The sequence below is a fragment of the Pseudomonas sp. GD04058 genome (genome assembly GCF_029836855.1).
Lineage (GTDB): Bacteria > Pseudomonadota > Gammaproteobacteria > Pseudomonadales > Pseudomonadaceae > Aquipseudomonas > Aquipseudomonas bharatica.
This window is the reverse complement of the sequence record NZ_JAOECN010000002.1, coordinates 35,432-57,955: the sequence shown is the minus strand read 5'-3', so window position 1 is coordinate 57,955 and position 22,524 is coordinate 35,432. Positions and strand designations below refer to the sequence as shown.

At 63.6% G+C, this 22,524-nt stretch carries 25 protein-coding genes; 15 read left to right on the top strand and 10 right to left on the bottom strand.

From position 1 onward, the window contains the following. Nucleotides 1-31: 31 nt before the first annotated feature. The 6 genes from N7650_RS02045 to N7650_RS02020 are packed head-to-tail and all read left to right on the top strand — an operon-like array spanning nt 32 to nt 4,225. Nucleotides 32-514 (top strand): hypothetical protein, encoded by a 483-nt coding sequence (locus N7650_RS02045; protein ID WP_064301901.1) that lies wholly within the window; start codon nt 32-34, stop codon nt 512-514. A 14-nt stretch (nt 515-528) separates the two neighbouring features. After that, nucleotides 529-1,305 carry a class II glutamine amidotransferase gene (locus N7650_RS02040; RefSeq protein ID WP_009399567.1) on the top strand — a complete coding sequence of 259 codons (777 nt, stop codon included), beginning with the start codon at nt 529-531 and terminating at the stop codon, nt 1,303-1,305. An 11-nt stretch (nt 1,306-1,316) separates the two neighbouring features. Continuing rightward, nucleotides 1,317-1,838, top strand: a complete 522-nt coding sequence (locus tag N7650_RS02035) for a DUF2937 family protein (RefSeq protein ID WP_279896871.1) — start codon at nt 1,317-1,319, stop codon at nt 1,836-1,838. Between the two features lie 25 nt (nt 1,839-1,863). Beyond that, nucleotides 1,864-2,616 carry a 5-oxoprolinase subunit PxpA gene (locus N7650_RS02030; RefSeq protein WP_009399565.1) on the top strand — a complete coding sequence of 251 codons (753 nt, stop codon included), beginning with the start codon at nt 1,864-1,866 and terminating at the stop codon, nt 2,614-2,616. Then, nucleotides 2,613-3,308 carry a 5-oxoprolinase subunit PxpB gene (gene pxpB, locus N7650_RS02025; RefSeq protein WP_279896868.1) on the top strand — a complete coding sequence of 232 codons (696 nt, stop codon included), beginning with the start codon at nt 2,613-2,615 and terminating at the stop codon, nt 3,306-3,308. Before N7650_RS02030 ends, pxpB begins: the two co-directional genes overlap by 4 nt. After that, on the top strand, nt 3,305-4,225 hold the full coding sequence (locus N7650_RS02020; RefSeq protein ID WP_279896865.1) for a biotin-dependent carboxyltransferase family protein: 921 nt from the start codon (nt 3,305-3,307) through the stop codon (nt 4,223-4,225). Before pxpB ends, N7650_RS02020 begins: the two co-directional genes overlap by 4 nt. 85 nt (nt 4,226-4,310) lie before the next feature. Here the strand turns inward: N7650_RS02020 and N7650_RS02015 are convergent, their stop codons facing one another. From N7650_RS02015 to N7650_RS02005, 3 genes are all read right to left on the bottom strand, one after another. After that, nucleotides 4,311-5,489 (bottom strand): VWA domain-containing protein, encoded by a 1,179-nt coding sequence (locus N7650_RS02015; protein WP_009399562.1) that lies wholly within the window; start codon nt 5,487-5,489, stop codon nt 4,311-4,313. Between the two features lie 18 nt (nt 5,490-5,507). Continuing rightward, on the bottom strand, nt 5,508-6,353 hold the full coding sequence (locus N7650_RS02010) for a MoxR family ATPase (RefSeq protein WP_009399561.1): 846 nt from the start codon (nt 6,351-6,353) through the stop codon (nt 5,508-5,510). Between the two features lie 137 nt (nt 6,354-6,490). Then, nucleotides 6,491-7,564, bottom strand: coding sequence for a DUF748 domain-containing protein (locus N7650_RS02005; protein WP_279896861.1), 1,074 nt, complete (start codon nt 7,562-7,564; stop codon nt 6,491-6,493). 127 nt (nt 7,565-7,691) lie between these two features. Between N7650_RS02005 and cysK the strand changes: the two genes are divergently transcribed. The 3 genes from cysK (at nt 7,692) to N7650_RS01990 (ending at nt 11,123) form a co-directional block, all read left to right on the top strand. Then, nucleotides 7,692-8,666, top strand: coding sequence for a cysteine synthase A (cysK, locus tag N7650_RS02000; RefSeq protein WP_009399559.1), 975 nt, complete (start codon nt 7,692-7,694; stop codon nt 8,664-8,666). A gap of 260 nt (nt 8,667-8,926) precedes the next feature. After that, a complete protein-coding gene (locus tag N7650_RS01995; protein WP_279896858.1) occupies nt 8,927-9,862 on the top strand; it encodes an aspartyl/asparaginyl beta-hydroxylase domain-containing protein in 936 nt (311 codons plus the stop codon). A gap of 391 nt (nt 9,863-10,253) precedes the next feature. Beyond that, the gene (locus N7650_RS01990; RefSeq protein WP_009405220.1) at nt 10,254-11,123 is read left to right on the top strand and encodes a DMT family transporter; all 870 of its coding nucleotides are present in this window, start codon (nt 10,254-10,256) and stop codon (nt 11,121-11,123) included. On the opposite strand, the gene N7650_RS01985 is transcribed toward N7650_RS01990, so the two are convergent. Then, nucleotides 11,080-11,988 carry a DMT family transporter gene (locus tag N7650_RS01985; protein ID WP_009405219.1) on the bottom strand — a complete coding sequence of 303 codons (909 nt, stop codon included), beginning with the start codon at nt 11,986-11,988 and terminating at the stop codon, nt 11,080-11,082. The genes N7650_RS01990 and N7650_RS01985 overlap by 44 nt on opposite strands. Before the next feature lie 99 nt (nt 11,989-12,087). Here N7650_RS01985 and aceK point away from each other — a divergent pair, with 99 nt between their 5' ends. Further along, nucleotides 12,088-13,809 (top strand): bifunctional isocitrate dehydrogenase kinase/phosphatase, encoded by a 1,722-nt coding sequence (gene aceK / locus N7650_RS01980; protein ID WP_009405218.1) that lies wholly within the window; start codon nt 12,088-12,090, stop codon nt 13,807-13,809. Here aceK and N7650_RS01975 read toward each other — a convergent pair. Next, entirely contained in the window at nt 13,806-14,672 is an 867-nt protein-coding gene (locus N7650_RS01975) for a DUF6279 family lipoprotein (RefSeq protein ID WP_009405217.1), read from the bottom strand. The genes aceK and N7650_RS01975 overlap by 4 nt on opposite strands. A 166-nt stretch (nt 14,673-14,838) precedes the next feature. Here N7650_RS01975 and N7650_RS01970 point away from each other — a divergent pair, with 166 nt between their 5' ends. Further along, complete coding sequence (locus N7650_RS01970) at nt 14,839-15,675, top strand: S1-like domain-containing RNA-binding protein (protein ID WP_009405216.1); 837 nt, start codon at nt 14,839-14,841, stop codon at nt 15,673-15,675. A gap of 15 nt (nt 15,676-15,690) precedes the next feature. Here N7650_RS01970 and N7650_RS01965 read toward each other — a convergent pair whose 3' ends face one another. Then, on the bottom strand, nt 15,691-16,068 hold the full coding sequence (locus tag N7650_RS01965) for a hypothetical protein (RefSeq protein WP_009405215.1): 378 nt from the start codon (nt 16,066-16,068) through the stop codon (nt 15,691-15,693). Nucleotides 16,069-16,349: 281 nt separating this feature from the next. Between N7650_RS01965 and N7650_RS01960 the strand changes: the two genes are divergently transcribed. From N7650_RS01960 to def, 3 genes are all read left to right on the top strand, one after another. Further along, entirely contained in the window at nt 16,350-16,529 is a 180-nt protein-coding gene (locus N7650_RS01960) for a CsbD family protein (RefSeq protein WP_279896849.1), read from the top strand. Between the two features lie 136 nt (nt 16,530-16,665). Further along, nucleotides 16,666-17,640, top strand: a complete 975-nt coding sequence (locus N7650_RS01955; protein WP_279896847.1) for a YihY/virulence factor BrkB family protein — start codon at nt 16,666-16,668, stop codon at nt 17,638-17,640. Continuing rightward, the gene (gene def / locus N7650_RS01950; RefSeq protein WP_009405212.1) at nt 17,630-18,169 is read left to right on the top strand and encodes a peptide deformylase; all 540 of its coding nucleotides are present in this window, start codon (nt 17,630-17,632) and stop codon (nt 18,167-18,169) included. Before N7650_RS01955 ends, def begins: the two co-directional genes overlap by 11 nt. On the opposite strand, the gene N7650_RS01945 is transcribed toward def, so the two are convergent. After that, nucleotides 18,121-18,576 carry a GNAT family N-acetyltransferase gene (locus tag N7650_RS01945; protein ID WP_279896843.1) on the bottom strand — a complete coding sequence of 152 codons (456 nt, stop codon included), beginning with the start codon at nt 18,574-18,576 and terminating at the stop codon, nt 18,121-18,123. The genes def and N7650_RS01945 overlap by 49 nt on opposite strands. Nucleotides 18,577-18,839: 263 nt before the next feature. Between N7650_RS01945 and N7650_RS01940 the strand changes: the two genes are divergently transcribed. Beyond that, the gene (locus N7650_RS01940) at nt 18,840-19,085 is read left to right on the top strand and encodes a DUF2790 domain-containing protein (protein ID WP_009405210.1); all 246 of its coding nucleotides are present in this window, start codon (nt 18,840-18,842) and stop codon (nt 19,083-19,085) included. 107 nt (nt 19,086-19,192) lie between these two features. Here N7650_RS01940 and ada read toward each other — a convergent pair whose 3' ends face one another. The 3 genes from ada to N7650_RS01925 all read right to left on the bottom strand — a co-directional run bounded on the left by ada (nt 19,193) and on the right by N7650_RS01925 (nt 22,468). Further along, complete coding sequence (gene ada / locus N7650_RS01935) at nt 19,193-20,260, bottom strand: bifunctional DNA-binding transcriptional regulator/O6-methylguanine-DNA methyltransferase Ada (RefSeq protein WP_279896840.1); 1,068 nt, start codon at nt 20,258-20,260, stop codon at nt 19,193-19,195. Nucleotides 20,261-20,441: 181 nt separating this feature from the next. Then, complete coding sequence (locus N7650_RS01930) at nt 20,442-21,101, bottom strand: DNA-3-methyladenine glycosylase (RefSeq protein ID WP_009405207.1); 660 nt, start codon at nt 21,099-21,101, stop codon at nt 20,442-20,444. 5 nt (nt 21,102-21,106) lie between these two features. Further along, nucleotides 21,107-22,468: a PLP-dependent aminotransferase family protein gene (locus N7650_RS01925; RefSeq protein WP_279896836.1), complete on the bottom strand. Its 1,362-nt coding sequence runs from the start codon at nt 22,466-22,468 to the stop codon at nt 21,107-21,109. Between the last annotated feature and the right edge of the window lie 56 nt (nt 22,469-22,524).

The window sequence follows — 22,524 nt, the reverse complement described above, 5'->3', positions numbered from 1 at the left end:
AGCGCCTGTTTGCCTACCTACCACGGACGCCATGACCGAAAACGACTATCTGTTCGCCTGGGGCCTGTATGCCCTGGCCGCCCTGGGTTGCCTGTGGGTGGGCTTTCGCCTGACCGGCTGGATGTGGCGCTGGCTGCGCGAGCCGCTGCGGGTGTTGCTGGCCGTGCTGCTGTTCACCCCGACCATCGTCGATCCGGCCAAGGACATCTTCGCCCCGGCCATCGCCATCAGCGCCCTGGACCTGGCCTTCAAGGTCGGCAACAACGTCTGGCGCGCTGCCGCCGACCTGGCGATGTACGGCATGATCGCCTTCGCCCTGTACCTGATCTTCGTCGCCATCCGCATGCCCCTGGAGGCTCGCGCCCGGGCGCGCCGCGAACGCGTTGAAGCTGCGAAGAAGCGCGAGGCCGAGGAAATCCTGGCCGAGCCCGCCGATAGCCGTGCGCGCTATCGCGACGAGCCACCCGAGGCGCCGTTGGGCGGGGCGCGCCAGCGTCTCGAACCACGTCTGTAACTGGAGGCCCGAGCATGTGTGAACTCCTGGGCATGAGCGCCAACGTCCCCACCGACATCGTTTTCAGCTTCACCGGCCTGATGCAGCGTGGTGGCCGTACCGGCCCCCACCGTGACGGCTGGGGCATCGGTTTCTATGAAGGCCGCGGCCTGCGGGTGTTCCAGGACCCGGCGGCAAGTTGCGAATCGGAAGTCGCCAGCCTGGTGCAGCGCTATCCGATCAAGAGCGAAGTGGTGATCGGCCATATCCGCCAGGCCAACGTCGGCAAGGTCTGCCTGTCCAACACCCACCCCTTCGTCCGCGAACTGTGGGGGCGCAACTGGTGCTTCGCGCACAACGGCCAGCTCGCCGATTTCAATGGCCTGACCAGCTTCTACCGGCCGATCGGCGACACCGACAGCGAAGCGGCCTTCTGCGACCTGCTCAACCGCATCCGTGAAGCTTTCCCCGAGCCGGTGGACGTCGAGCAACTGCTGCCGGTGCTGGAGCAGGCCTGTGCCGAATACCGTGGCAAGGGCGTGTTCAATTGCCTGCTGAGCGATGGCGACTGGCTGTTCTGCTTCTGTTCGACCAAGCTGGTGCACATCACCCGGCGTGCGCCATTCGGCCCGGCGCGGCTCAAGGACGTGGACATGATCGTTGACTTCCATGCCGAAACCACGCCCAACGATGTGGTTACGGTCATCACCACCGAAGCGCTGACCGAAAACGAAACCTGGAACCGCTACGAGCCCGGCCAATGGGGCCTGTGGCGCAAGGGCGAATGCATCGCCAAGGGCCAGACCCGCTAAGGACGAGCCAAATGCTGAGAAGCTACCTGCGGTTGATCCTGTTCACCTGTGGTCTGTTGCTGGGCGTCCAGGTGCCCGGCCTGGTCAATGACTACAGCCAGCGCGTGCAAGCCCACCTGCTGGAGTCCCGCGAGGGCCTGAAGGGCTTCCAGCAGACCGCCCAGCGTTTCTTCAACGGTGATCTCCAGGCCCTGGTGCGGCATTACCGCGCCAGCGACGATCCGGTGTTCCAGAGCGATGCCGAGAGCATCGACAGCCTGGTCGCCCGCAACCGCATGCTGGAAAGCGAATGGCAGGCGTTGCAGGCCGGCTGGGCCAGTCGCACCTGGCATGTGCTGACCCAGCCCGACCCGGCGATCCGCGAGGAAACCTTCAAGGGCTACAGCTACCAGATTCTGCTCACGCCCGAGGCCGCGGCCTGGGGCGTGGGCTGTGCGCTGATCTTCGCCCTGGTGGTGGAAAGCGTGTTACTGCTGATCGGCTGGGTGATCATGGGGGGCCGGCGCAAGGCCGTGCAGCCAAGCTGGCGTTAACTTCATCTCTTCAACGGAGCCCGCCATGAGCCGTCTGCTATTGAACTGCGATATGGGCGAGAGCTTTGGCAACTGGACCATGGGTCTGGACGCCGAGGTCATGCCCTTCGTCGATTGCGCCAATATCGCCTGCGGCTTCCATGCCGGCGATCCCGGGATCATGCGCCAGACCGTCGCCCTGGCGGTGCAGCACCAGGTGCGGATCGGCGCCCACCCGTCCTATCAGGACCTGGCCGGCTTCGGCCGCCGCTCCATGGCCTGCAGCAACGAGGAAATCCGCGACCTGCTGCACTACCAGATCGGCGCGCTGGACGGCATCTGCCGCGTCCAGCGCACGCACTTGTCCTACGTCAAACCCCATGGTGCGCTGTACAACGACATGATGGCCGACCACCGCAAGCTGCGCGCCGTGCTCGAAGCCGTGGCCGCCTATGACCCGCCGTTGCCGCTGATGCTGATGGCCACTGCCGACGATACCGTTGCCCGAGCCCTGGGCGCTGAAATCGGTGTGCCGCTGTGGTTCGAGGCCTTCGCCGACAGAGCCTACGACGCTGACGGCCACCTGGTTTCCCGCCGCCTGCCGGGAGCGGTGCATCACGACCCGGCGCTGATCGTCGAACAGGCTCTGCGCCTGGCTCGTGGCGAACCGCTCACCGCCATCGACGGCAGCGCCGTGACGCTGCACGCCCAGACCCTCTGCGTGCATGGCGACAACCAAAGCTCGCTGGCCGCCGTGCGCCAGATCCGCCAGGCCCTGGATGCCCTGAAGACCCCATGAAGCCAAGGATCGAAGCGGTCGCCATCGACTGCCTGATGCTGCGCCTGTTCGAGTCCATCGACGAAACCCACATGCCCTGGATGCTGGCGGCCAGCCGGCGCCTGCGGCAGGTGTTCGGCAAGCGCCTGGTGGAACTGGTGCCGTCCTACACCACGCTGATGATCCAGTTCGATTGCTCACCTGGCGAGGCGCGCAGCCTGATCGGCGAAGCGTTGCGCGATCTGCAGCCCGACAGTGGCGGGGCAGGGCGGCGCATGGACATTCCTGTGTGGTACGACGCCAGTGTCGGCCCGGAACTCAAGGTGTTGGCGGCGCGTTGTGGCGTCGCGCAAAGCGAGATCGTCCGGCGGCATACCGGGCGCGAATACCAGGTATTTGCCCTTGGTTTCGCCCCCGGTTTCGCGTTCATGGGCCTGGTCGAGGAATCCCTGGCCTCGCCCCGTCTGGCAACGCCGCGCAAGCGCGTGGCGGCGGGCAGCGTGGGGATTGCCGAGCGGCAGACGGCGGCCTATCCGGCCTTGTCGCCGGGGGGCTGGAACCTGATCGGGCGTACGCCCGCTGCGCTGTTCGACCATGACCGTGATGGCTACAGCCTGTTGCAGCCGGGCGACCGGGTACGTTTCGTGGCTATCGGGCGGGATGAATTCATCAGGCTGGGAGGTGACGACTCGCCGCTGGAGGAACAACCATGAACCACCTGCGGATCGAGGCCAGCACGCCCCTGTGTCAGCTTCAGGACCAGGGCCGTTTCGGTGTACGTCACCTTGGCGTGACCCAGGGCGGCGCATTGGATTGGGTGTCGGCGCGCTGGGCCAACTGGCTGCTGGATAACCCGGCGCAGGCGGCAGTGGTGGAAATCACCCTGGGCGGTTTTGCCGTGGAGGCCGAGGCGGATTGTGTTCTGGCCCTGGCCGGCGCGGACCTGGACGCGCGGATCGACGGCGAGCCGCTGAAACCGTGGCGCAGCTTTGTATTGCGCCAGGGGCAGCGCTTGCAGTTCAGCCAGCCGTTGCTCGGTGCCCGGGCCTATTTGGCGGCGCCGGGTGGTTTCGATGCGCCCCGGGTGCTGGGCAGTTGCGCAACCGTGGTTCGCGAGCAACTGGGCGGGCCGGATGGCACAGGTCGTGCCTTGGTCAAGGGCGATGAGTTGCGCTTTGCAGGGGCGGCGGCGGGGCGGGGAAGCGTGCCCGAGTTGCTGCGTCCGGAGCTGGAAGGCGAGGCGTGCCTGGACCTGGTGATGGGCGCGCAGTTGGGCGAATTCAGCGGGCAAAGCCTGTTCGATGCGTTCAACAGCCCGTGGCAACTGGACAGTCGCGGCGATCGCATGGGCATTCGCTTGCTTGGGCCGGCCTTGCGTTATCAGGGCAGGCCGATGATCTCCGAGGGCATCCCGCTGGGCGCGGTGCAGGTGCCGCCGGACGGGCAGCCGATCGTGTTGCTCAACGACCGGCAGACGATTGGCGGGTATCCGCGGTTGGGGGCATTGACGCCGTTGGCACTGGCGCGGCTGGCGCAGTGCTTGCCCGGGGAGCGGGTGAGGTTCAGGGCGGTGGTGCAGGGATTGGCCTGGGCTGAAATGCAGGCATGGCTCAAGAGGTTTGCTGGCTGACAGGGCCTCATCGCTGGCAAGCCAGCTCCCACATGGTCCCTGTGGGAGCTGGCTTGCCAGCGATGGGGCCCTCAAGAACACCCTCCTACTTGGACAGGAACCTCATCCCTTCCTCCAACCCGCGCAAGGTCAGCGGATACATGCGGTCCTCGATCAGTTCGCGGACGATGTTGGTCGAGGCCGTGTAGTTCCAGGTGTCCTTCGGATACGGGTTGATCCAGATAAGCTTCTTGAATTTCTCCATGAAGCGCTGCATCCACACATACCCGGCCTCTTCATTCCAGTGCTCGACGCTGCCACCCGGCTGGGTGATCTCGTACGGTGCCATGGCCGCGTCACCGACGAACACCACCTTGTAGTCGGCGCCGTACTTGTGCAGCAGGTCCAGGGTCGAGGTGCGCTCCGAGGTGCGGCGCAGGTTGTTCTTCCACACCGATTCGTAGACGAAGTTGTGGAAGTAGTAATACTCAAGGTGCTTGAACTCGGTCTTGCAGGCCGAGAACAGTTCCTCGCAGATCTTCACGTGGGCATCCATCGAGCCGCCGATATCGAATAGCAGCAACAGTTTCACGCTGTTGCGTCGCTCCGGGCGCATCTGGATGTTGAGCAGCCCGGCATCGCGGGCGGTGTGGTCGATGGTGCCGTCGATATCCAGCTCGTCCGCCGCGCCCTGGCGGGCGAACTTGCGCAAGCGGCGCAGGGCCAGCTTGATATTGCGCGTGCCAAGCTCGACCTGGTCGTCGAGGTTCTTGTACTCGCGCTGGTCCCAGACCTTGACCGCCTTGCCCTGGCGCTTGCCGGCCTCGCCGACGCGGATCCCCTCGGGGTTGAAACCGCCCGAGCCGAACGGGCTGGTGCCGCCGGTGCCGATCCACTTGTTGCCGCCGGCATGGCGTCCTTTCTGTTCTTCCAGGCGTTTCTTGAATTCTTCGATCAGCTTGTCCAGACCGCCCAGGGACTGGATCTGCGCGCGCTCTTCATCGGTCAGCTGGCGCTCGAACTCCTTGCGCAGCCAATCCTCCGGAATCAGCGCCTCCAGGTGCTGGTCGAGGTTCTCCAGGCCCTTGAAGTAGGCGGAGAAGGCCCGGTCGAACTTGTCGAAATGCCGTTCGTCCTTGACCAGGATCGCCCGCGACAAGTAGTAGAACTCGTCCATGTCGGCGAAGGTGACGCGCTTTTGCAAGGCGTTGATCAGGTCGAGCAGTTCGCGCACCGACACCGGCACCTTGGCGGCGCGCATTTCATTGAACAGATTGAGCAGCATGGCGTTCGCCCCCTGGCCTCAGCGGTTGCCGCGGCGGCTCATGAAGGCCAGGCGTTCGAGCAGTTGCACGTCCTGTTCGTTCTTCACCAGGGCACCCGCCAGCGGCGGGATGGCCTTGGTCGGATCGCGCTCGCGCAGTACGGCCTCGCCGATGTTGTCGGCCATCAGCAGCTTCAGCCAGTCGACCAGTTCGGAGGTGGACGGCTTTTTCTTCAGGCCCGGGACCTTGCGCACGTCGAAGAACACGTCCAGCGCTTCGCTGACCAGGTCCTTCTTGATGTTCGGGTAGTGCACATCGACGATCTGCTGCAGCGTCTCGCGGTCGGGGAAGGCGATGTAGTGGAAGAAGCAACGGCGCAGGAAGGCGTCCGGCAGCTCTTTCTCGTTGTTCGAGGTAATGATGATGATCGGACGCTGCTTGGCTTTGATGGTTTCGTCGGTCTCATAGACGTAGAACTCCATCTTGTCGAGTTCCTGCAAGAGGTCGTTGGGGAACTCGATATCGGCCTTGTCGATTTCGTCGATCAGCAGGATCACCCGCTCCTCGGATTCGAAGGCTTCCCACAACTTGCCCTTCTTCAGGTAGTTGCGCACGTCGTGGACCTTATCCACGCCCAGTTGCGAGTCGCGCAGGCGGCTGACCGCATCGTACTCATAGAGGCCCTGGTGGGCCTTGGTGGTGGACTTGATATGCCAGGTGATCAATTTGGCACCGAAGGAGGCGGCCAGTTGCTCGGCGAGCATGGTCTTGCCGGTGCCCGGCTCGCCCTTGACCAGCAGTGGCCGCTCCAGGGTGATCGCCGCATTGACCGCCAGTTTCAGGTCGTCTGTGGCGACGTATGCGCTGGTGCCTTCGAACTTCATCTGTCCATCCTCATGAATACGGATGCCGGGAATGATCCATCCGGCAGAAAAATGTCATACGCGACTATACCCGCCGCCCTACACAGTGGGAACGCAGACGGCCCATTCAGTCTCTGAATGGGCCGTCACTCGGTGACTCAGTCAGACTTGGGCGCGGAACGCTCGTAACGTGCGTTGAAGGCCTGGATAAAGCCGTTGCGCAGGATCTGCAGCACGGCTTCGAAGGCGCTGACATCGCTCTGGTGCACGCTGCCGGACAGTTCGACCCGGGTGGCGAACTGGTTTTTCGGCTGGTTCTTCAGCACCGTCTCGGTGGCGCCGACCAGCGCTTCCCACACCGAGCGGAAAATGTTCTTGTCCTTGTTCTCCACGTCCTGTTGCCAGTCGAACACCTCGACATCGCGCAGCAGCGGCTTGATATAGCCGGTCAGGCGGCCTTTCTCGGCCTGGGCCTCGATCACCACGTCGCCGTGGCCGGCCTTGAAGTCGAACTTGCCATAGGCGCTGGCGAAATCGTTGAGGCGGCGCAGCTGGATGTCGGTGGCGCGCAGACGGAACTGGAAATCCTCGAAATTGCTCAGCGGATCGAAGGTGGCCTGGCTTTCGACAGGCGCATCGCCCACCAGCAGGGCCTTGCCGTCGAAGGTGGCGTCGCGCCGGCCTTGCTTGTCCAGCACATTGGTCAGGTTGTGGATGCTGGCGTTGAGCTGGGTGGCCTTGAGGTCCACCGCCGGTTTGGAGTTGTAGTTGCGGAAGGTCAGGGTGCCGTCCTGGATCAGCACCTCGTTGAGGGTGATGGGCAGCAGTTTTTCCAGCTGCTGCCGCCAGTTGGTGCCTTGGCCGGTCTGCGAGGCCTGCTTGCTGCCGCCGTCGACGAAATTGAGTTCGGGGTTGAGGAAGGTCACTTCGCCGACCACGGCATGGTCGTACCACAACGAATGCCAGCTCACCGACAGGTCGATCACCGGTGCATCGAGCAACGGCACCGGCACCTTGCCTGTGGTCTTGACGATGGTCAGGCCGTTGATCTTGTAGGCTCCGCGCCACCAGGCCAGGTCAACGTCGGCGATCTGGCCGCGATAATCGCCCATGTCGGCAAGCTTGCCGTTCAGGTAGTCGCGCACCAGCCAGGGCAGCGACAGGTGCAGGGCCAGCAACAGCACGAGAAGGCCGGCCAGCGTGGTCAAGGGCCAGCTATAGCGACGTTTCATCGGAGTCTCCAGATCCCGGATGAAAGGTTGACCGCGCTCGCTTGCATGGAGTTCGACCGGGGTAGACGCACCCCCATGGCAGGCTTACCCTTGGTTTTTTAGCTCGGTGCCAAAAGGACCTCCTGCCATGAGCCGTATCTTCGCTGACAACGCCCATTCCATCGGTAATACGCCGCTGGTGCAGATCAACCGCATCGCCCCGCGCGGGGTGACCATCCTGGCCAAGATCGAAGGGCGCAACCCGGGTTATTCGGTCAAATGCCGGATCGGCGCGAACATGGTCTGGGACGCCGAAAGCAGCGGCCGGCTCAAGCCGGGCATGACCATCGTCGAGCCGACTTCGGGTAACACCGGCATCGGCCTGGCCTTCGTCGCCGCCGCCCGTGGCTACAAGCTGCTGCTGACCATGCCGGCGTCGATGAGCATCGAGCGCCGCAAGGTACTCAAGGCGCTGGGCGCCGAACTGGTGTTGACCGAGCCGGCCAAGGGCATGAAGGGCGCCATCGAGAAGGCCAACGAGATCCTCGCCAGCGATCCGGAGAAATACTTCATGCCGGCGCAGTTCGATAACCCGGCCAACCCGGCGATCCACGAGAAGACCACCGGTCCGGAAATCTGGAACGACACCGACGGTGCGGTGGATGTGCTGGTGGCGGGCGTCGGTACCGGCGGCACCATTACCGGGGTGTCGCGCTACATCAAGAACACCCAGGGCAAGGCCATCCTGTCCGTTGCCGTAGAGCCGATCGCTTCGCCGGTCATCTCCCAGGCCCTGGCCGGCGAGGAAATCAAGCCCAGCCCGCACAAGATCCAGGGCATCGGCGCCGGTTTCGTGCCGAAGAACCTCGATCTGTCCATCGTCGACCAGGTGGAAAAGGTCAGCGACGACGAGGCCAAGGCCATGGCCCTGCGCCTGATGCAGGAAGAAGGGATTCTTTGCGGGATCTCCTGCGGCGCGGCCATGGCTGCCGCCGTGCGCCTGGCCGAGAAGCCGGAAATGCAGGGCAAGACCATCGTGGTGATCCTGCCGGACTCGGGCGAGCGCTACCTGTCGAGCATGCTGTTCAGTGACCTGTTCACCGACCAGGAGAACCAGCAGTAAGTGATGGCCTCATCGCTGGCAAGCCAGCTCCCACAGGGTCAGCACAGGGCTTGAGAGATGTGCAATATCTGTGGGAGCTGGCTTGCCAGCGATAGGGCCAGTGAGTTCACAGCTTGACCCCGGACAATGCACCGCTCCCGGGGTTATTACAAAATCCCCAACACTGTCTATCAGGCCCCGGTTGTTCTTGCCGGGGCCTGTTCGGTTTATCATGGCCAATTTCCGGCCCTGAGCCTGAACGAGACTTCCAGGAGCATTGAATGACTTTTTCCTTTGTCGCCAAGGCAGGCGTGCTGCTGCTGTTCTTCGGCAGCGTCCTGTTCGTGCACCTGCGCGGCAAGGCCCGGTTGCCGGTGCTGCGCCAGTTCGTCAACCATTCGGCGCTGTTCGCCCCCTACAACTCGCTGATGTACCTGTTCTCCGGAGTGCCGTCCAAGCCGTACCTGGACCGCGAGCGCTTCCCTGAGCTGGATGTACTGAAGAACAACTGGCAGACCATCCGCGAAGAGGCCATGCACCTGTTCGACGAGGGCTATATCCGCGCCGCCGAGAAGGACAACGACGCCGGCTTCGGTTCGTTCTTCAAGAAGGGCTGGAAGCGCTTCTACCTGAAGTGGTACGACAAGGCCCTGCCGTCGGCCGAGGCGCTGTGCCCGAAGACCGTCGAGCTGGTCAACAGCATTCCCAACGTCAAGGGGGCGATGTTCGCTCTGCTGCCGGGCGGCAGCCACCTCAACCCGCATCGTGACCCGTTCGCCGGTTCGCTGCGCTATCACCTGGGCCTGACCACGCCTAACTCGGACAACTGCCGCATCTACGTTGATGGCCAGCCGTACGCCTGGCGCGACGGCGAGGACGTGATGTTCGACGAAACCTATGTGCACTGGGTCAAGAACGAAACCGACATGACCCGGGTGATCCTGTTCTGCGACGTCGAGCGTCCGCTGAGCAGCCCGTTCATGACCAGGATCAACCGCAAGGTCAGTGCCTTCCTCGGCCGCGCCACCGCGCCGCAGAACACCGATGACGAGCGGGTCGGCGGGATCAACCAGGCCTATGCCTGGAGCAAGAAATTCAGCAATGTCATCAGCACGCGGGTGAAAGCCTTCAAGCGTGCCAATCCGAAGGCTTACCGTGTGCTGCGGCCGGTGTTGGCCGTGGTGGTGGCTTACTTGCTGTACCGCTGGTTGTTCTGATTCGCTCTCGAGGGCCTCATCGCTGCGGTGCGGCGATCCGACAAGCCAGCTCCCACAACCCTGTGGGAGCTGGCTTGCCAGCGATGAGGCCCTCAAGGCTTGCACTATCAAAGTGCCAGGCCTATAGTCCTGAGCCTCTACATCTCACCCGAAGACTCGCTCATGCCAGCTTCCCCTGTAGCCCCAGTACTCGCTACCGCGCCCGACGCGGTGGTTGTCGTGCGCGGGTTCCAGCAGCCGGCCATCAGCCAGTCCCCACCTGTCAGAACCGTCGTGGCAGTGGTGGTAGTGGGCTGACGCCCGCTGCACACGCAACGTTTCTGAATCCGGCCGGCTGCGCCCTCGCAGTCCGTCCGATCGGCTTTCTTGCCCGAATACAGGTGGCAAATCCATGTCTTTCCTGCACAAGACTTCCGTGGCCTCGGCGGCCACCACGAGCCTGTTCGTCCTGCTCTGGAGCAGTGGCGCGATTGTCTCGAAACTGGGGCTGGCCCAGGCTACGCCCTTCGCTTTTCTGCTGATTCGCTTCCTTCTCGCCCTTGGCGCCCTGGTACTCCTGGGGCCGCTGCTCAAGCTGCGCTGGCCCCGCGAGCCTGCGGCTATCCGCCAGGCCCTGGTGACCGGCGGGATTCTGCTCGGTGCCTACCAGATCTTCTATCTGCTGGCGCTGGACCTGAAGGTCACTCCTGGGGTCATGGCCACGGTTATGGGTGTCCAGCCCATCCTGACCGTGGTCCTGATGGAGCGCCGGCGTTCATTGGGGCGTCTGTTCGGCCTGTGCCTGGGGCTGACGGGGCTGGTCCTGGTGGTCTGGCAGGGCATCGGCCTGGGCGGTATGTCCTGGTCCGGGATGCTCTTCGCCTTGCTGGCGCTGGTGAGCATGACCGGTGGTTCGATCATGCAGAAGCGCATCACCCGCGAGCCTCTCGGCACCCTGCCGCTGCAGTACCTGGCGGGGCTGCTGATGTGCGTATTGTTCGCGCCGTTGCAGCCACTCGAGGTGAAGCTGAACCCGCAGTTCCTGCTGTCGGTGGCGTGGATGGGGCTGGTGGTCTCGGTGCTGGCGACCCTGTTGCTGTACCGGCTGATCGCCCGCGGCAACCTGGTGAATGTCACCAGCCTGTTCTACCTGGTGCCAGCGGTGACCGCGGTGATGGATTACCTGATCTTCGGCAACCGCCTCGCGGCCCTGAGCCTGCTGGGCATGGCCTTGATCGTCATCGGCCTGCTGTTCGTGTTCCGCCGGCCCGCGCAGGCTTGAGCACCAGCCACAGGGCCAGGCCGATCAGCAGTCCGCCGTAGAGGTGTGCGGTGGACAGCGGTTCGTCCAGCAGCCAGGCACCCCAGAGCACGCCGAAGGCGGGAATCAGGAAGGTCACTGTGGAGGATTTCACCGGGCCGATCTCGCTGATCAGGCGGAAGTACAGGATGTAGGCGAAGGCGGTGCACAGCAGGCCCAGGCCGAGCAGCGACAGCCACACCGGCCAGCCACCCCAGCTGGCCGGTGGCTGGGTGGCGACGCTCCAGGCGAACAGGGGCGTGAGCAGGAGGCTCGCGCCCATCATGCTGCCCAGCGCGGACAGGCGGCTGTCCAGGCCGCCGCGCTGGTCCAGCCAGCGCCTGGCGAGAAAGCCGGAAAAGCCGTAGCAGGTGGTTGCGCCGAGGCAGGCGAGGGCACCCTGTAGCAGTTTCAGGTCGAAGGCCACCGGGCCCGCGCCACTGAGAATCCCCACGCCGAGCAGGCCGAGGAAGATCCCCGACAGCTTGGGCAGGGTCATCGCTTCATGGAAGAACAGCGCGCCGATCAACACGCCCATCAGTGGCGTGGTGGCGTTGAAGATTGCCGAGTAACCGGCGGGCAGCACCTGCGCGGCCACCGAATAGAAGGTCGCCGGAATCCCCGAGTTGATCATGCCCAGCACCAGGGCGACCTTGAACTTGCCCTGGAAGTCCCAGCGCACCCGCATTAGGGCGAGCATCACCAGCAGGCCGGCGCAGGCGATGGTCACCCGGAAGAACGCCGTCGGCACCGTTCCCAGCACCGGCGCGATGATGCGCATGAACAGGAAGCTGGCACCCCAGACGGCGGCGAGGATCAGCAGGCGGGACAGGGCAATGGGGCTCACGGGATTCTCCGGGGCGAACGGGGAACGGAGTGTACCCCTGTGCAGCACGAAGCGCCCCGGTTACTCTCAGGTTTTCGTCCTTCTGCCAGAGGTCCTGATATGCCCCAGCAATGGCCGGCCGCCGATATCGCCCGGATGATCCTCGAAGGTTTCGACAATTACCGCGAGCATTTCCGCCAGATCACCGACGGCGCCCGCGAGCGTTTCGAACAGGCCCTCTGGCAGCAGATCCAGAGCGCGGCGGCGGCGCGGATCAACCTCTACGAGGAGAAGGTGGCCGAAATCAGTGCGGGCCTGCGCGAGGCATTCGAGGACGAGGTGCTGCTGGACGTCTCGCTGTGGCCGCTGGTGAAAAGCGCCTACATCAGGCTGATCGACCCGCGCCTGGACGATGAACTGGCGGAAACCTGGTACAACTCGATCTTCTGCAGCCTGTTCAGCCATGACCTGATCAGCGACGGCTGCATGTTCATCCACACCACCCGGCCTTCGCTAAGGGCTCACGAGCGCGCGGCGCAGACCCGCATCTACCGGCCCGACGGACAGTTGTCCGGCCTGCTGGCGATGATTTTCGAAGACTATCGGTTCGACGTGCCCTACGCCGACCTGCCCGGCGACCTGGCGCGGCTGGAGACGCAACTGCGCGAGCACCTGCCGGACTGGGTATGCAAGGACCCGGAACTCCAGGTCGAGCTGTTTTCCCCGGTGCTGTACCGTAACAAGGGCGCCTACCTGGTCGGGCGTATCTTTACCCGCGACGAGCAATGGCCGCTGGTGATCCCGCTGCTGCACCGCGAGGGCCAGGGTATCGAGATCGATGCGCTGATCACCGACGAAGCCGATGTGTCGATCATCTTCTCCTTCACCCGTTCCTACTTCATGGTGGATGTGCCGGTGCCGGCGGAGTTCGTCGGTTTTCTCAAGCGCATCCTGCCGGGCAAGCACATTGCCGAGCTGTACACCTCGATCGGTTTCTACAAGCACGGCAAGTCGGAGTTCTACCGGGCGCTGATCAATCACCTGGCAAGCACCGACGATCGCTTCATCATGGCCCCGGGCGTGCGCGGCATGGTCATGAGCGTGTTCACCCTGCCGGGCTTCAATACCGTGTTCAAAATCATCAAGGACCGCTTCTCGCCATCGAAGAACGTCGACCGCGCCACGGTGATCGAGAAATACCGCCTGGTTAAAAGCGTCGACCGGGTCGGGCGCATGGCCGATACCCAGGAGTTCTCCGATTTCCGCTTCCCCCTGAGCAAGTTCGAGCCAGAGTGCCTGGCGGAATTGCTGGAAGTGGCGCCGTCCACCGTTGCACTGGAAGGCGATACCGTGCTGGTGCGCCATTGCTGGACCGAGCGGCGCATGACCCCGCTCAACCTGTATCTGGAAAACGCCAACGACGCCCAGGTCCGCGAGGCGCTGGACGACTACGGCCTGGCGATCAAGCAATTGGCGGCGGCGAATATCTTTCCGGGCGACATGTTGCTGAAGAACTTCGGTGTCACCCGTCACGGCCGGGTGGTGTTCTACGACTACGACGAGATCACCTTCCTCACCGAGGCCAACTTCCGCCATATTCCGCCGCCACGTTTCCCCGAGGACGAAATGTCCAGCGAGCCGTGGTATTCCATTGGCCCGCATGATGTGTTCCCGGAAGAATTCCCGCCGTTCCTGTTCGCCGATATCGGCCAGCGCCGGCTGTTCAGCCAGTTGCATGGCGAGCTGTACGATGCCGATTACTGGAAAGGGCTGCAGGACAAGATCCGCGCCGGCAAGGTGATCGATGTGTTCCCGTACCGGCGCAAGGATCGGACCCTTTAGCTTTTAAGGCACTTCAGCTCACTGAAATCCTTGCGCACCTTGCCCAGCCGCTGATCCAGCTGCTGGCGCTGCTGCTCGCTGCTCTGGGCCATCAGGTCCACCAGCAGGCTGCGCAGTTGCTCCTCGGTATTGGCGAAGGCGACGCGGTATTCCGGAGTCCAGAAGCGCTCGCGGTCCTTGAGCAGTTCGCCCAGGCGCGGTTCGAAGTTGTCGCTGTGGCGCTGGTCCATCAGGTTGCTGAACTGGGCCTGCCAGTGGGCACGGTTGGCGATCCAGGCGCGGTTCTGCTCGCCCAGTTGCGCCGACCATGAGGCCACGCGTGCCTTTTGCTGCGGACTGAGCCCGCCGAACCAGGGCGACAGGCGTTTCTCCATGCGTTCGCCGCGCTCGGCGATCTGCTGCGACAGCGGTGTCTTCACGTATTTGGCCTGGCGCTCCTCGATGTCCTTGGCGAAGTTCTCGCGCATCTCGCGCACCTGCTGGTCATCCATGCCACGCAGCAATTGCGCCGCCGACGGGGTGATTTGCTCGGCGACGCGGGCGATTGCCGCACGGGCTTCGACGGTGCGTTGCTGCAACTGCTGGTCGGTGACCTGGTTGCTGGTGACCATCTGGCGGATGTTGTCGAGCCAGGCCAGGTAGCCGGGCAACTGGGTCTTGCAGTGCCAGGACAGTTCTTCCTTGAGCCGCTCGTTCAGCCAGTTCTTCTGCTGGCGGTTCATGTCCAGGTAATCGCCGAGTGACCAGGGCACCAGCACGTCCAGGTTGCGGTAGGCCAGGTCCAGGCGTGTGCAGGACAGCAGCAGGAGGCTGGTGAAAACCAGCAGGAACGGGCGCAGGCAGCGTGATAGACGAGCGGACATGGTCGGCGTCCTTGCGTTGGCGTACTCAGTGTTTATAGAGCAGCTTTGACCGGAGGGGTTCAAGGCGATGCCCTCGTGGCTGTTTCCAGCGGTGAAAGTGCCGAAGCGCAGGGTGATCGACCGCGATCGCGTGTAGAATGCGCGCCTCGCAGCGAGGATTTCGAACATGGCTTCAGTTGGGCGTTACAACACTTTGCAGGTGGTCAAGCACACGGACTTCGGTCTGTACCTGGATGGCGGTCCGGAGGGCGAGATCCTTCTGCCCAAGCGCTACATCCCCAAGGACACGCCGAGCGAGGTGGACGACTGGCTGAACGTCTTCGTTTACCTGGACAGCGAGGACAAGCTGATCGCCACCACCGACAAGGTCAAGGTCCAGGTCGGCCAGTTTGCCAGCCTCAAGGTGGTGGAGATCAACAGCATCGGTATCTTCCTCGACTGGGGCCTGCCCAAGGACCTGCTGATGCCGTACTCCGAGGAAAAGCGCCAGATGCGCGCCGGCGAGTACTGCGTGGTGCACGTCTACCTCGACCGCCGCACCCGGCGCATCACCGCGACCGCCAAGCTCGATCGCTACCTGGACAAGACCCCGGCCAACTACCGGGTCGGCCAGCAAGTGGACCTGCTGGTGGTGGAACAGAGCCCGATGGGCTTCAAGGCCATCATCAACAACCAGCACTGGGGCCTGATCCACAAGAACGAGGTGTTCAAGTTCCTTCGTTCGGGCAAGCAGGAAAAGGGCTACATCAAGGAAATCCGTGACGACGGCAAGATCGCCCTGAGCCTGCAGCCGGTGGGCGAGGGCGCGGCCAGCAGCCTGCACGAGCAGATCCTCGCTCGGCTGAAGGCCGCCGATGGCGTGCTGCCGGTGAGCGACAAGAGCGACCCGCAGGTGATCAGCGACCTGTTCGGGGTCAGCAAGGGCAACTTCAAGAAGGCCATCGGCGCCTTGTACAAGAGCGGCCAGATCGTCATCCATGACAACCGCATCGAGCTGCCCTGATCCGGCAGCTCCGGTTCAGCGCTGGCGATAGCCGGAGAAGTCCAGGTTCTCGCCACCGGGCCGCAGGTCGCGCAGCAGCGAGTCACGGTCGGCCGACAAGGCCAGGCTGATGGTGGAGCGACGTTTGCCCGGATTGCGTACTTCCATCTTTTCCTGATGGGTGCGCAGGTCGCGCACCGGAATCTTCAGGTGCTGCAGCTTGTCGGTCTCGGGGCTGTGCAGCAGCAGGTTGACGAAGTCGCTGTTCTTGCGCAGCCAGGCCACCGGGATATCGAACCACCACAGGCTGCGCTTGCTGTCCAGGACGGCGAACAGAGTGTTGTCGCTGTTCAGTACAGGAGTCCCCAGCGCCTCGTTGCGGCGGGCGATGGCGGTGGTCTTGTCGAGTTTCATGCGGGTGTCCTGCGAGTGACGCTTGGAAAGGTCGGGTATTTTGCGGGGAATGTGCACAAACATAAAGCTGCTGTTCGCAATGGCTGGGTACACCGCGGACCCTGTGGGAGCGGGTTTACCCGCGATTGCGGTAGTGAGTTCACCATTGTAATCGCGGGTGAACCCGCTCCCACAGGGGGCGCAATGCTCTTGATCTACCCTGCTGAAAATAAATGAAACTCCCCGCTTCGCCTGCTACTCCACTCATTGTCGATTCCGACATACCTTCAAGGAGAAATCCCATGAGTGGCACCAAAGACAAAGTCAAAGGCATGGCCAACGAAGCGGTCGGCAATATCAAGCAAGGCGTGGGCAAGGCGACCGATAACGATCGCCTGCACGCCGAAGGCAAGGCCCAGGAGCTCAAGGGCGAAGCCCAGCAAACCGTGGGCAAGGTCAAGGATGCCGTGAAAAAGCCTTGACCGGCCTGCGGGCCATAAAGAGACGGCCATCCCTGGATGGCCGTTTTTTTTACCCGGCAGACGGAATCGCGACCTTGTGAACAGGGTCTATTAGACTGTTTTGTAACTGAGCCTGGGGCAGCGCAAGGAGACGCCAATGAGACTTACCCATTTACGCGGTCTGCCGGTCCACCGCGTACTGGTGCGAACCGTCAAGGAGTTCCTCGACGACGAGATGTCCACCTACGCATCGGCACTGGCCTACCAGATGCTGTTTTCGCTGTTCCCCTTCCTGCTGTTCCTCATTGCCCTGATCGGTTTCCTGCACCTGCCGGACTTCTTTTCCTGGCTGCGTCTGCAATCGGAGCTGGTCCTGCCACCGCAGGCGCTGGAGCAGGTCAACCCGGTGATCGACCAGCTCCAGCAATCCAAGGGCGGCCTGCTCTCGGTGGGTATCGTCATCGCCCTGTGGACCGCTTCCGCCGGCGTGCGCCTGATGATGAGCGCGATGAATGCCGCCTACGATGTGATCGAAGGGCGTCCGGTGTGGAAGCGCATCCCGCTGTCGATCTTCTATACCGTGGGCATCGCCGGCATGCTCCTGGCCGCCGCCGCGCTGATGGTCCTGGGCCCGCAGGTGATGAGCTGGGTGGCGTCGCAGGTGGGCATGGAAGACATCATCGTGACCATCTGGACCGTGGCCCGCTGGCCGGCCATCGTCGTGCTGATGATGGTGGCGGTGGCGCTGATCTACTACGTGATGCCCGATGTAAAGCAGGAATTCCGCTTCATCACCCCGGGGTCGGTGCTGGCGGTGGTGGTGTGGATCATCGCCTCCCTGGGCTTCGGCTACTACGTCAAGACGTTCGCCGACTACAACGCCATGTACGGCAGCATCGGGGCGATCATCGTCCTGCTGCTGTACTTCTACATTTCTGCGGCGGTGCTGCTGTTGGGCGCGGAGATGAACGCGGTGATCGAGCATATGTCGCAGGAGGGCAAGGACCCGGGGGAAAAACAACCCGGCGACGGCGCCCCGGAACGTGCTACAAACCAGGTTTCCGGACTCGACCGCGATCACGCCCCGGCCGCCGAAACAGAACCTGCGAGCCGAACCACCCATGATTCGTGAAATCCTCAAGATGGGCGACGAGCGCCTGCTGCGCATCGCCCCACCGGTCCCCGAGCACCTGTTCGGCAGTGCCGAGCTGCAGCAACTGATCGACGACATGTTCGAGACCATGCGCCATGTCGGTGGCGTGGGCCTGGCGGCGCCGCAGATCGGCGTCGACCTGCAACTGGTGATCTTTGGCTTCGAGCGCAGCGAGCGCTATCCGGATGCCGAGCCGGTGCCGCAGACCATCCTGCTCAACCCGCTGATCACGCCCATGGGCACCGAGCTGGAGGAAGGCTGGGAAGGGTGCCTGTCGGTACCCGGGCTGCGTGGCGTGGTGAGCCGCTACAAGAGCATCTTCTATGAAGGCGTCGATCCCCACGGCCAACCGATCCGGCGAACCGCCGAGGGTTTTCACGCGCGGGTGGTACAGCATGAGTGCGACCACCTGATCGGCCGCCTGTACCCTTCGCGCATCCATGATTTCAGCCGTTTCGGCTACACCGAGGTGCTGTTCCCGGGGCTCGACCCGGCCAGCGACGACTGACTGCGGTACATCGCCAGCAGCGACTTGCTGCGCCGGTAGCGGGCCAGGCGATCGGCCAGCGCCTGTGGCAGCGCTTCGGTCACCTCGAAGCCCAGGCGTTCATAGAAGCCTTGCAGGTCCGGATGGCAGAACAGCCAGGTGCACTGTTCGGCGCAGGCCGTTTCCATCAAGCGGCTCGCCATCCCTGTCCCCCGCCAGGAAAAAGCCACCAGCAGGCCGGTCAGCCATTGTCCGCCCGGCACCGGTGTGAGATTCAGCGCGGCAACGATCTCTCCCGCCCGCACGACCCAGGCTTCGCCACCTTCGCTGGCGCGCATGGCCGACCCCTGGGTCTTGTAGAACTTGTTCAGTAGCGGTCGCTCGGTGGCGGTAAGACGGCTGCAGCGGGCTGGATGACGTTCTGGCACAGGCGAATGCTCCGGGGCGGGATTTGCAGCGTATCCCCTCGGGCAAGGGTTGGGCGCAATTATTGCGAATACTGTAACAGTGAATGTCAGTCTTGGTGATTCAAGGAACTTAGCAGATCAGTAGACTAAGTGCATCCCCACTCGGAAGTTCCAACGGGATCGGTACTTCGTGTCATGTTTGCTTAGTTGAAATGACAACTTCTCCGGCCACTCAGGCATATGAAGTCAATCTGTTGGTTCGATTGCTTTAAAGGCCCACAATCATGAAAGCATTAATTGCAGCAGCCCTGCTCGCCGTCTCTTCGTTCGCCCTTGCCGACCAGGCAGCACAGCCCCAGGTCGAGCAGTACACCTACGGCACCAAGCTGGATATCGCCAAGGTCATCAGCCTGTCGAAAGTCGCCAATGTCTGCGAGGTGGTTCCGGCCACCATGGTCTATGAAGATCATCAAGGCAAGCGCCACACTATCGAATACCGGGTGATGGGCGACGGTTGCAGCCAGGGTTGATAACCTTTCAAGTCGTTTAAAAGCCCCGCCAGTCGCGGGGCTTTTTAATGGGTGGACCTTTATAGTTCGAATAAATAGATTGATGTAATTAATGTAATGAATAGGTTTCAGCGCCGCTCCCGCTCCAGAAGTTGCTGCTTGCGTTCCACACCCCAGCGATAACCAGACAAATTGCCGTCGCTGCGTACCACCCGGTGACAGGGCACCGCCACCGCGATGCTGTTGGCGCCACAGGCCTTGGCCACTGCGCGTACCGCCTTCGGTGCGCCGATACGCTCGGCGATCTCGGCGTAGCTGGCGGTACTGCCCGCCGGGATCTCGCGCAGCGCCTGCCAGACCCGCTCCTGGAAAGCCGTGCCTTGCAGGTCGAGGGGCAGGTCGAGGCCGATGCCCGGCGCTTCGACGAAGCCCACCACCTGCGCCACCAACTGCTCGAATCCTTGATCGGCGCCGATCAGGTTGGCCTTCGGGAACTTATCTTCAAGGTCCTGCAAGAGTGCCTGGGGATCATCGCCCAGGAGTATCGCGCAGATACCCTTGGTGCTTTGCGCGATGAGGATCGCGCCCAGCGAGCACTGCGCGATGGCGAAGTGGATGTCGGTATGCACGCCCCCCGCGCGGTAAGTGCCCGGCGTCATGCCGAGACGGGCATTGCTCGACTCGTAGAAGCGGCTATTGGCGTTGAACCCCGCTTCGTACACCGCTTCGGTGATGGAGCCGGCATGCTGCAACTGATTGCGCAGCTTGCGGGCGCGGTGGGCGCTGGCGTAGGCCTTGGGCGTGAGGCCCGTGGCGCGCTTGAACACACGATGGAAGTGGTACGGGCTCAGGTTCACCTGGCCGGCCAGTTGCTCGAGGCTGGGTTCGATCTCGGCGCTCTCGATCAACTGGCAGGCCCGGGTTACCTGGGCGGCGTGCTGGCGTGCCAGCTCGCCCTGGTCGCTGCCACGGCGCTTGCTCGGTCGGTAGCCGGCGGCTTCGGCGGCGGCGGGCGTGTCGAAGAATTCCACGTTCTCGATATTGGGCCGTCGCGCCGGGCTGGACGGCGGGCAGTACACGCCAGTGGTGCGCACGCCATAGACGAAGGTACCGTCGGCGGAGGCGTCGCGGGCGAGCAGGGCTTGCCAGCGGGGGTCGGATTCCGTGATGGTGGTTTTTTCGCGGCGCATGGGCATCTCTCCAATAGTCAGGTCGCCACCGTCCCTGTGGGAGCTGGCTTGCCAGCGATTGCAATAGTGAATCCACCATCCTCATCGCTGGCAAGCCAGCTCCCACAGGGGGCGTGGTCGTGCTTAAGGGATGTACTGGCTTGAAGCCTAAAGTGGCGGGACTTTTCAAAAACTCCGCCGCTTGCTTTCAAATTCCCCTCGCCGGCACCCGCCACAGGTACCACGCCGCCACCGTCCGGTACGGACTCCACGCCGCACCCAGTTCCAGCAATTGCTTGCGCGTCGGCTGCGCTTCCAGCCCATGCAGCCGCCGATACCCCTCGCGCACCCCGAAATCGTCCACCGGCAGGATATCCATCTGCTCCAGCGTATAGATCAGCAGCATCTCCACGGTCCAGCGACCAACACCGGGCAGCCGGGTCAGGCGCTCGACCAGCACCTCATGTTCCAATAGCCGGGCCTCGTCGTGATCCGGCACCAGGCCGTCCAGCCGGCCCTGGGCCACGGCCTGCACGGTACTGATCTTGCGCCCCGAGAAGCCGCAGGCGCGCAGGTGTTCCGGGGTGGTCGCCAGCAACTGTTCGGGAGACGGAAACGCCTGCCCGGGAAACAGCGCCAGGAATCGCCCGAGGATCGCCTCTGCGGCCTTGGCATGCAACTGCTGGTAGGCGATGGCGCGCACCAGTGCCTGGTACGGGTCACGGGTCGGCAGCGGTACATGCTGGCAAGGCCCGACGGCCTCGATATGTGCAGCCCAGGCGGGACCCTGCTGGCGCAGGTGCTCGCTGGCCTGTTGGTAGAAAGCTTCACGTTCGTCCATGGCGCTGGAGTGTAGGCGGGTAGGCATGGTTGTCACTCCGGATCCTGCGCTGTGAATTCCTCGAACACGGTCGCGATGCGTTCCAGCGCCTGTTTCAGCTCGGCCCGGCTGCGCGCGGCGGTGAGGCTGACACGCACGGCTGGCAGTTGCCCCTGCTTGACCGCGAACACCTGGGCCGGCACCACCTCGACGCCTTTGCCGCGGCAGGCGGCAGCCAGCACATCACCGGGGCGCGGCCCGTTCAGCCAGATATGCGGCGATGGCGTTGCCGGTTGCATCCCGGCCCCGAGCAGACGCTGGGCCAGGCGCCAGCGCTGGCTCACCTCTTCGCGCTGCCAGGCCAGCTTGCGCGCGGCAGTGCCGTCGTCGATCCAGCGTCCGGCGATGCCCAGCATCAGCGGGGCGATCTGCCAGTGGGTAGCCTGGGCATGGGGATCGATCTGCGCCAGCAAGTGCTCATCGCCGGCGATCCAGCCCAGGCGCATGCCGGCGCAGACGGTTTTCGACAGGCTGCTGACCAGCAGGCCACGGGCGCCGAGCAGCGGCAGCAGCGGTGGCTCGTCACTCAGGGCGCCATAGACGTCGTCTTCCACCAGCAGCAAGTCGAGACGCTCGACCACCGCGGCGATATCACGCCGGCGTCGTTCGCCCATGCTGGCGCCGGTGGGGTTGTGCAGCGCCGGGGTCAGCACCACTACCCGGGCGCCGCTGGCACGGGCCACGCGGTCGAGATCGTCGGGAAGAATGCCCTGGTGGTCCATCGCGATGCCGTGCAAGGGCAGGCGCAGTTGCCGGCAGGCCGCCTTGATCCCCGGGGCGGTCAGGGCTTCGACCATCACCGCCTCGCCGGGCTGGCAGAGCGACAGCAGGACGCTGAACACGCCCTGTTGCGCGCCGCCACAGAGCAGTATCTGGCTGGCCGTCAGTTGCAGGCCGCGCAGGTTGAGCCAGCTCGCACCTTGCAATCGGCCCAGCAGCAACTGTTCGGCGCCGAGGTAATGTTCCAGGCCGTGGGCCGGGCCCTGGTGAAGGACCTGGCGCAGGGCTTGTTCGAGATCCTGCCCTTGCTCGTCTACGATCGGCACGTTTGTCGATAGATCGATGCAGGTGCTCTCATGATCGCGTTGTTTCAGCCGAAACAGCGTAGCTTCCTTGCTCCCCGCCAATACGTAGGTGCCCCGGCCGACCTCGCCGGACACCAGATGTCGCGCCGCCGCCTCGCGATACGCCTGCTGGGTGGTGCTCGGATTCAGGCCCAGGGCCCAGGCCAGGCGACGTTGCGGTGGCAGGCGTTCGCCCACCTTGAGCTCACCCTGTTCGATGGCCCGGGCGATCGCCTCGACCAGGGCCAGGTAGCGGGGTTGCGCGTCGTCGGGGAGGGTTGGGGTCCACATGATTTTATTGTTGGCCATGCAATATAAGGTTTGACCCATACAATGCGCGGCACCCA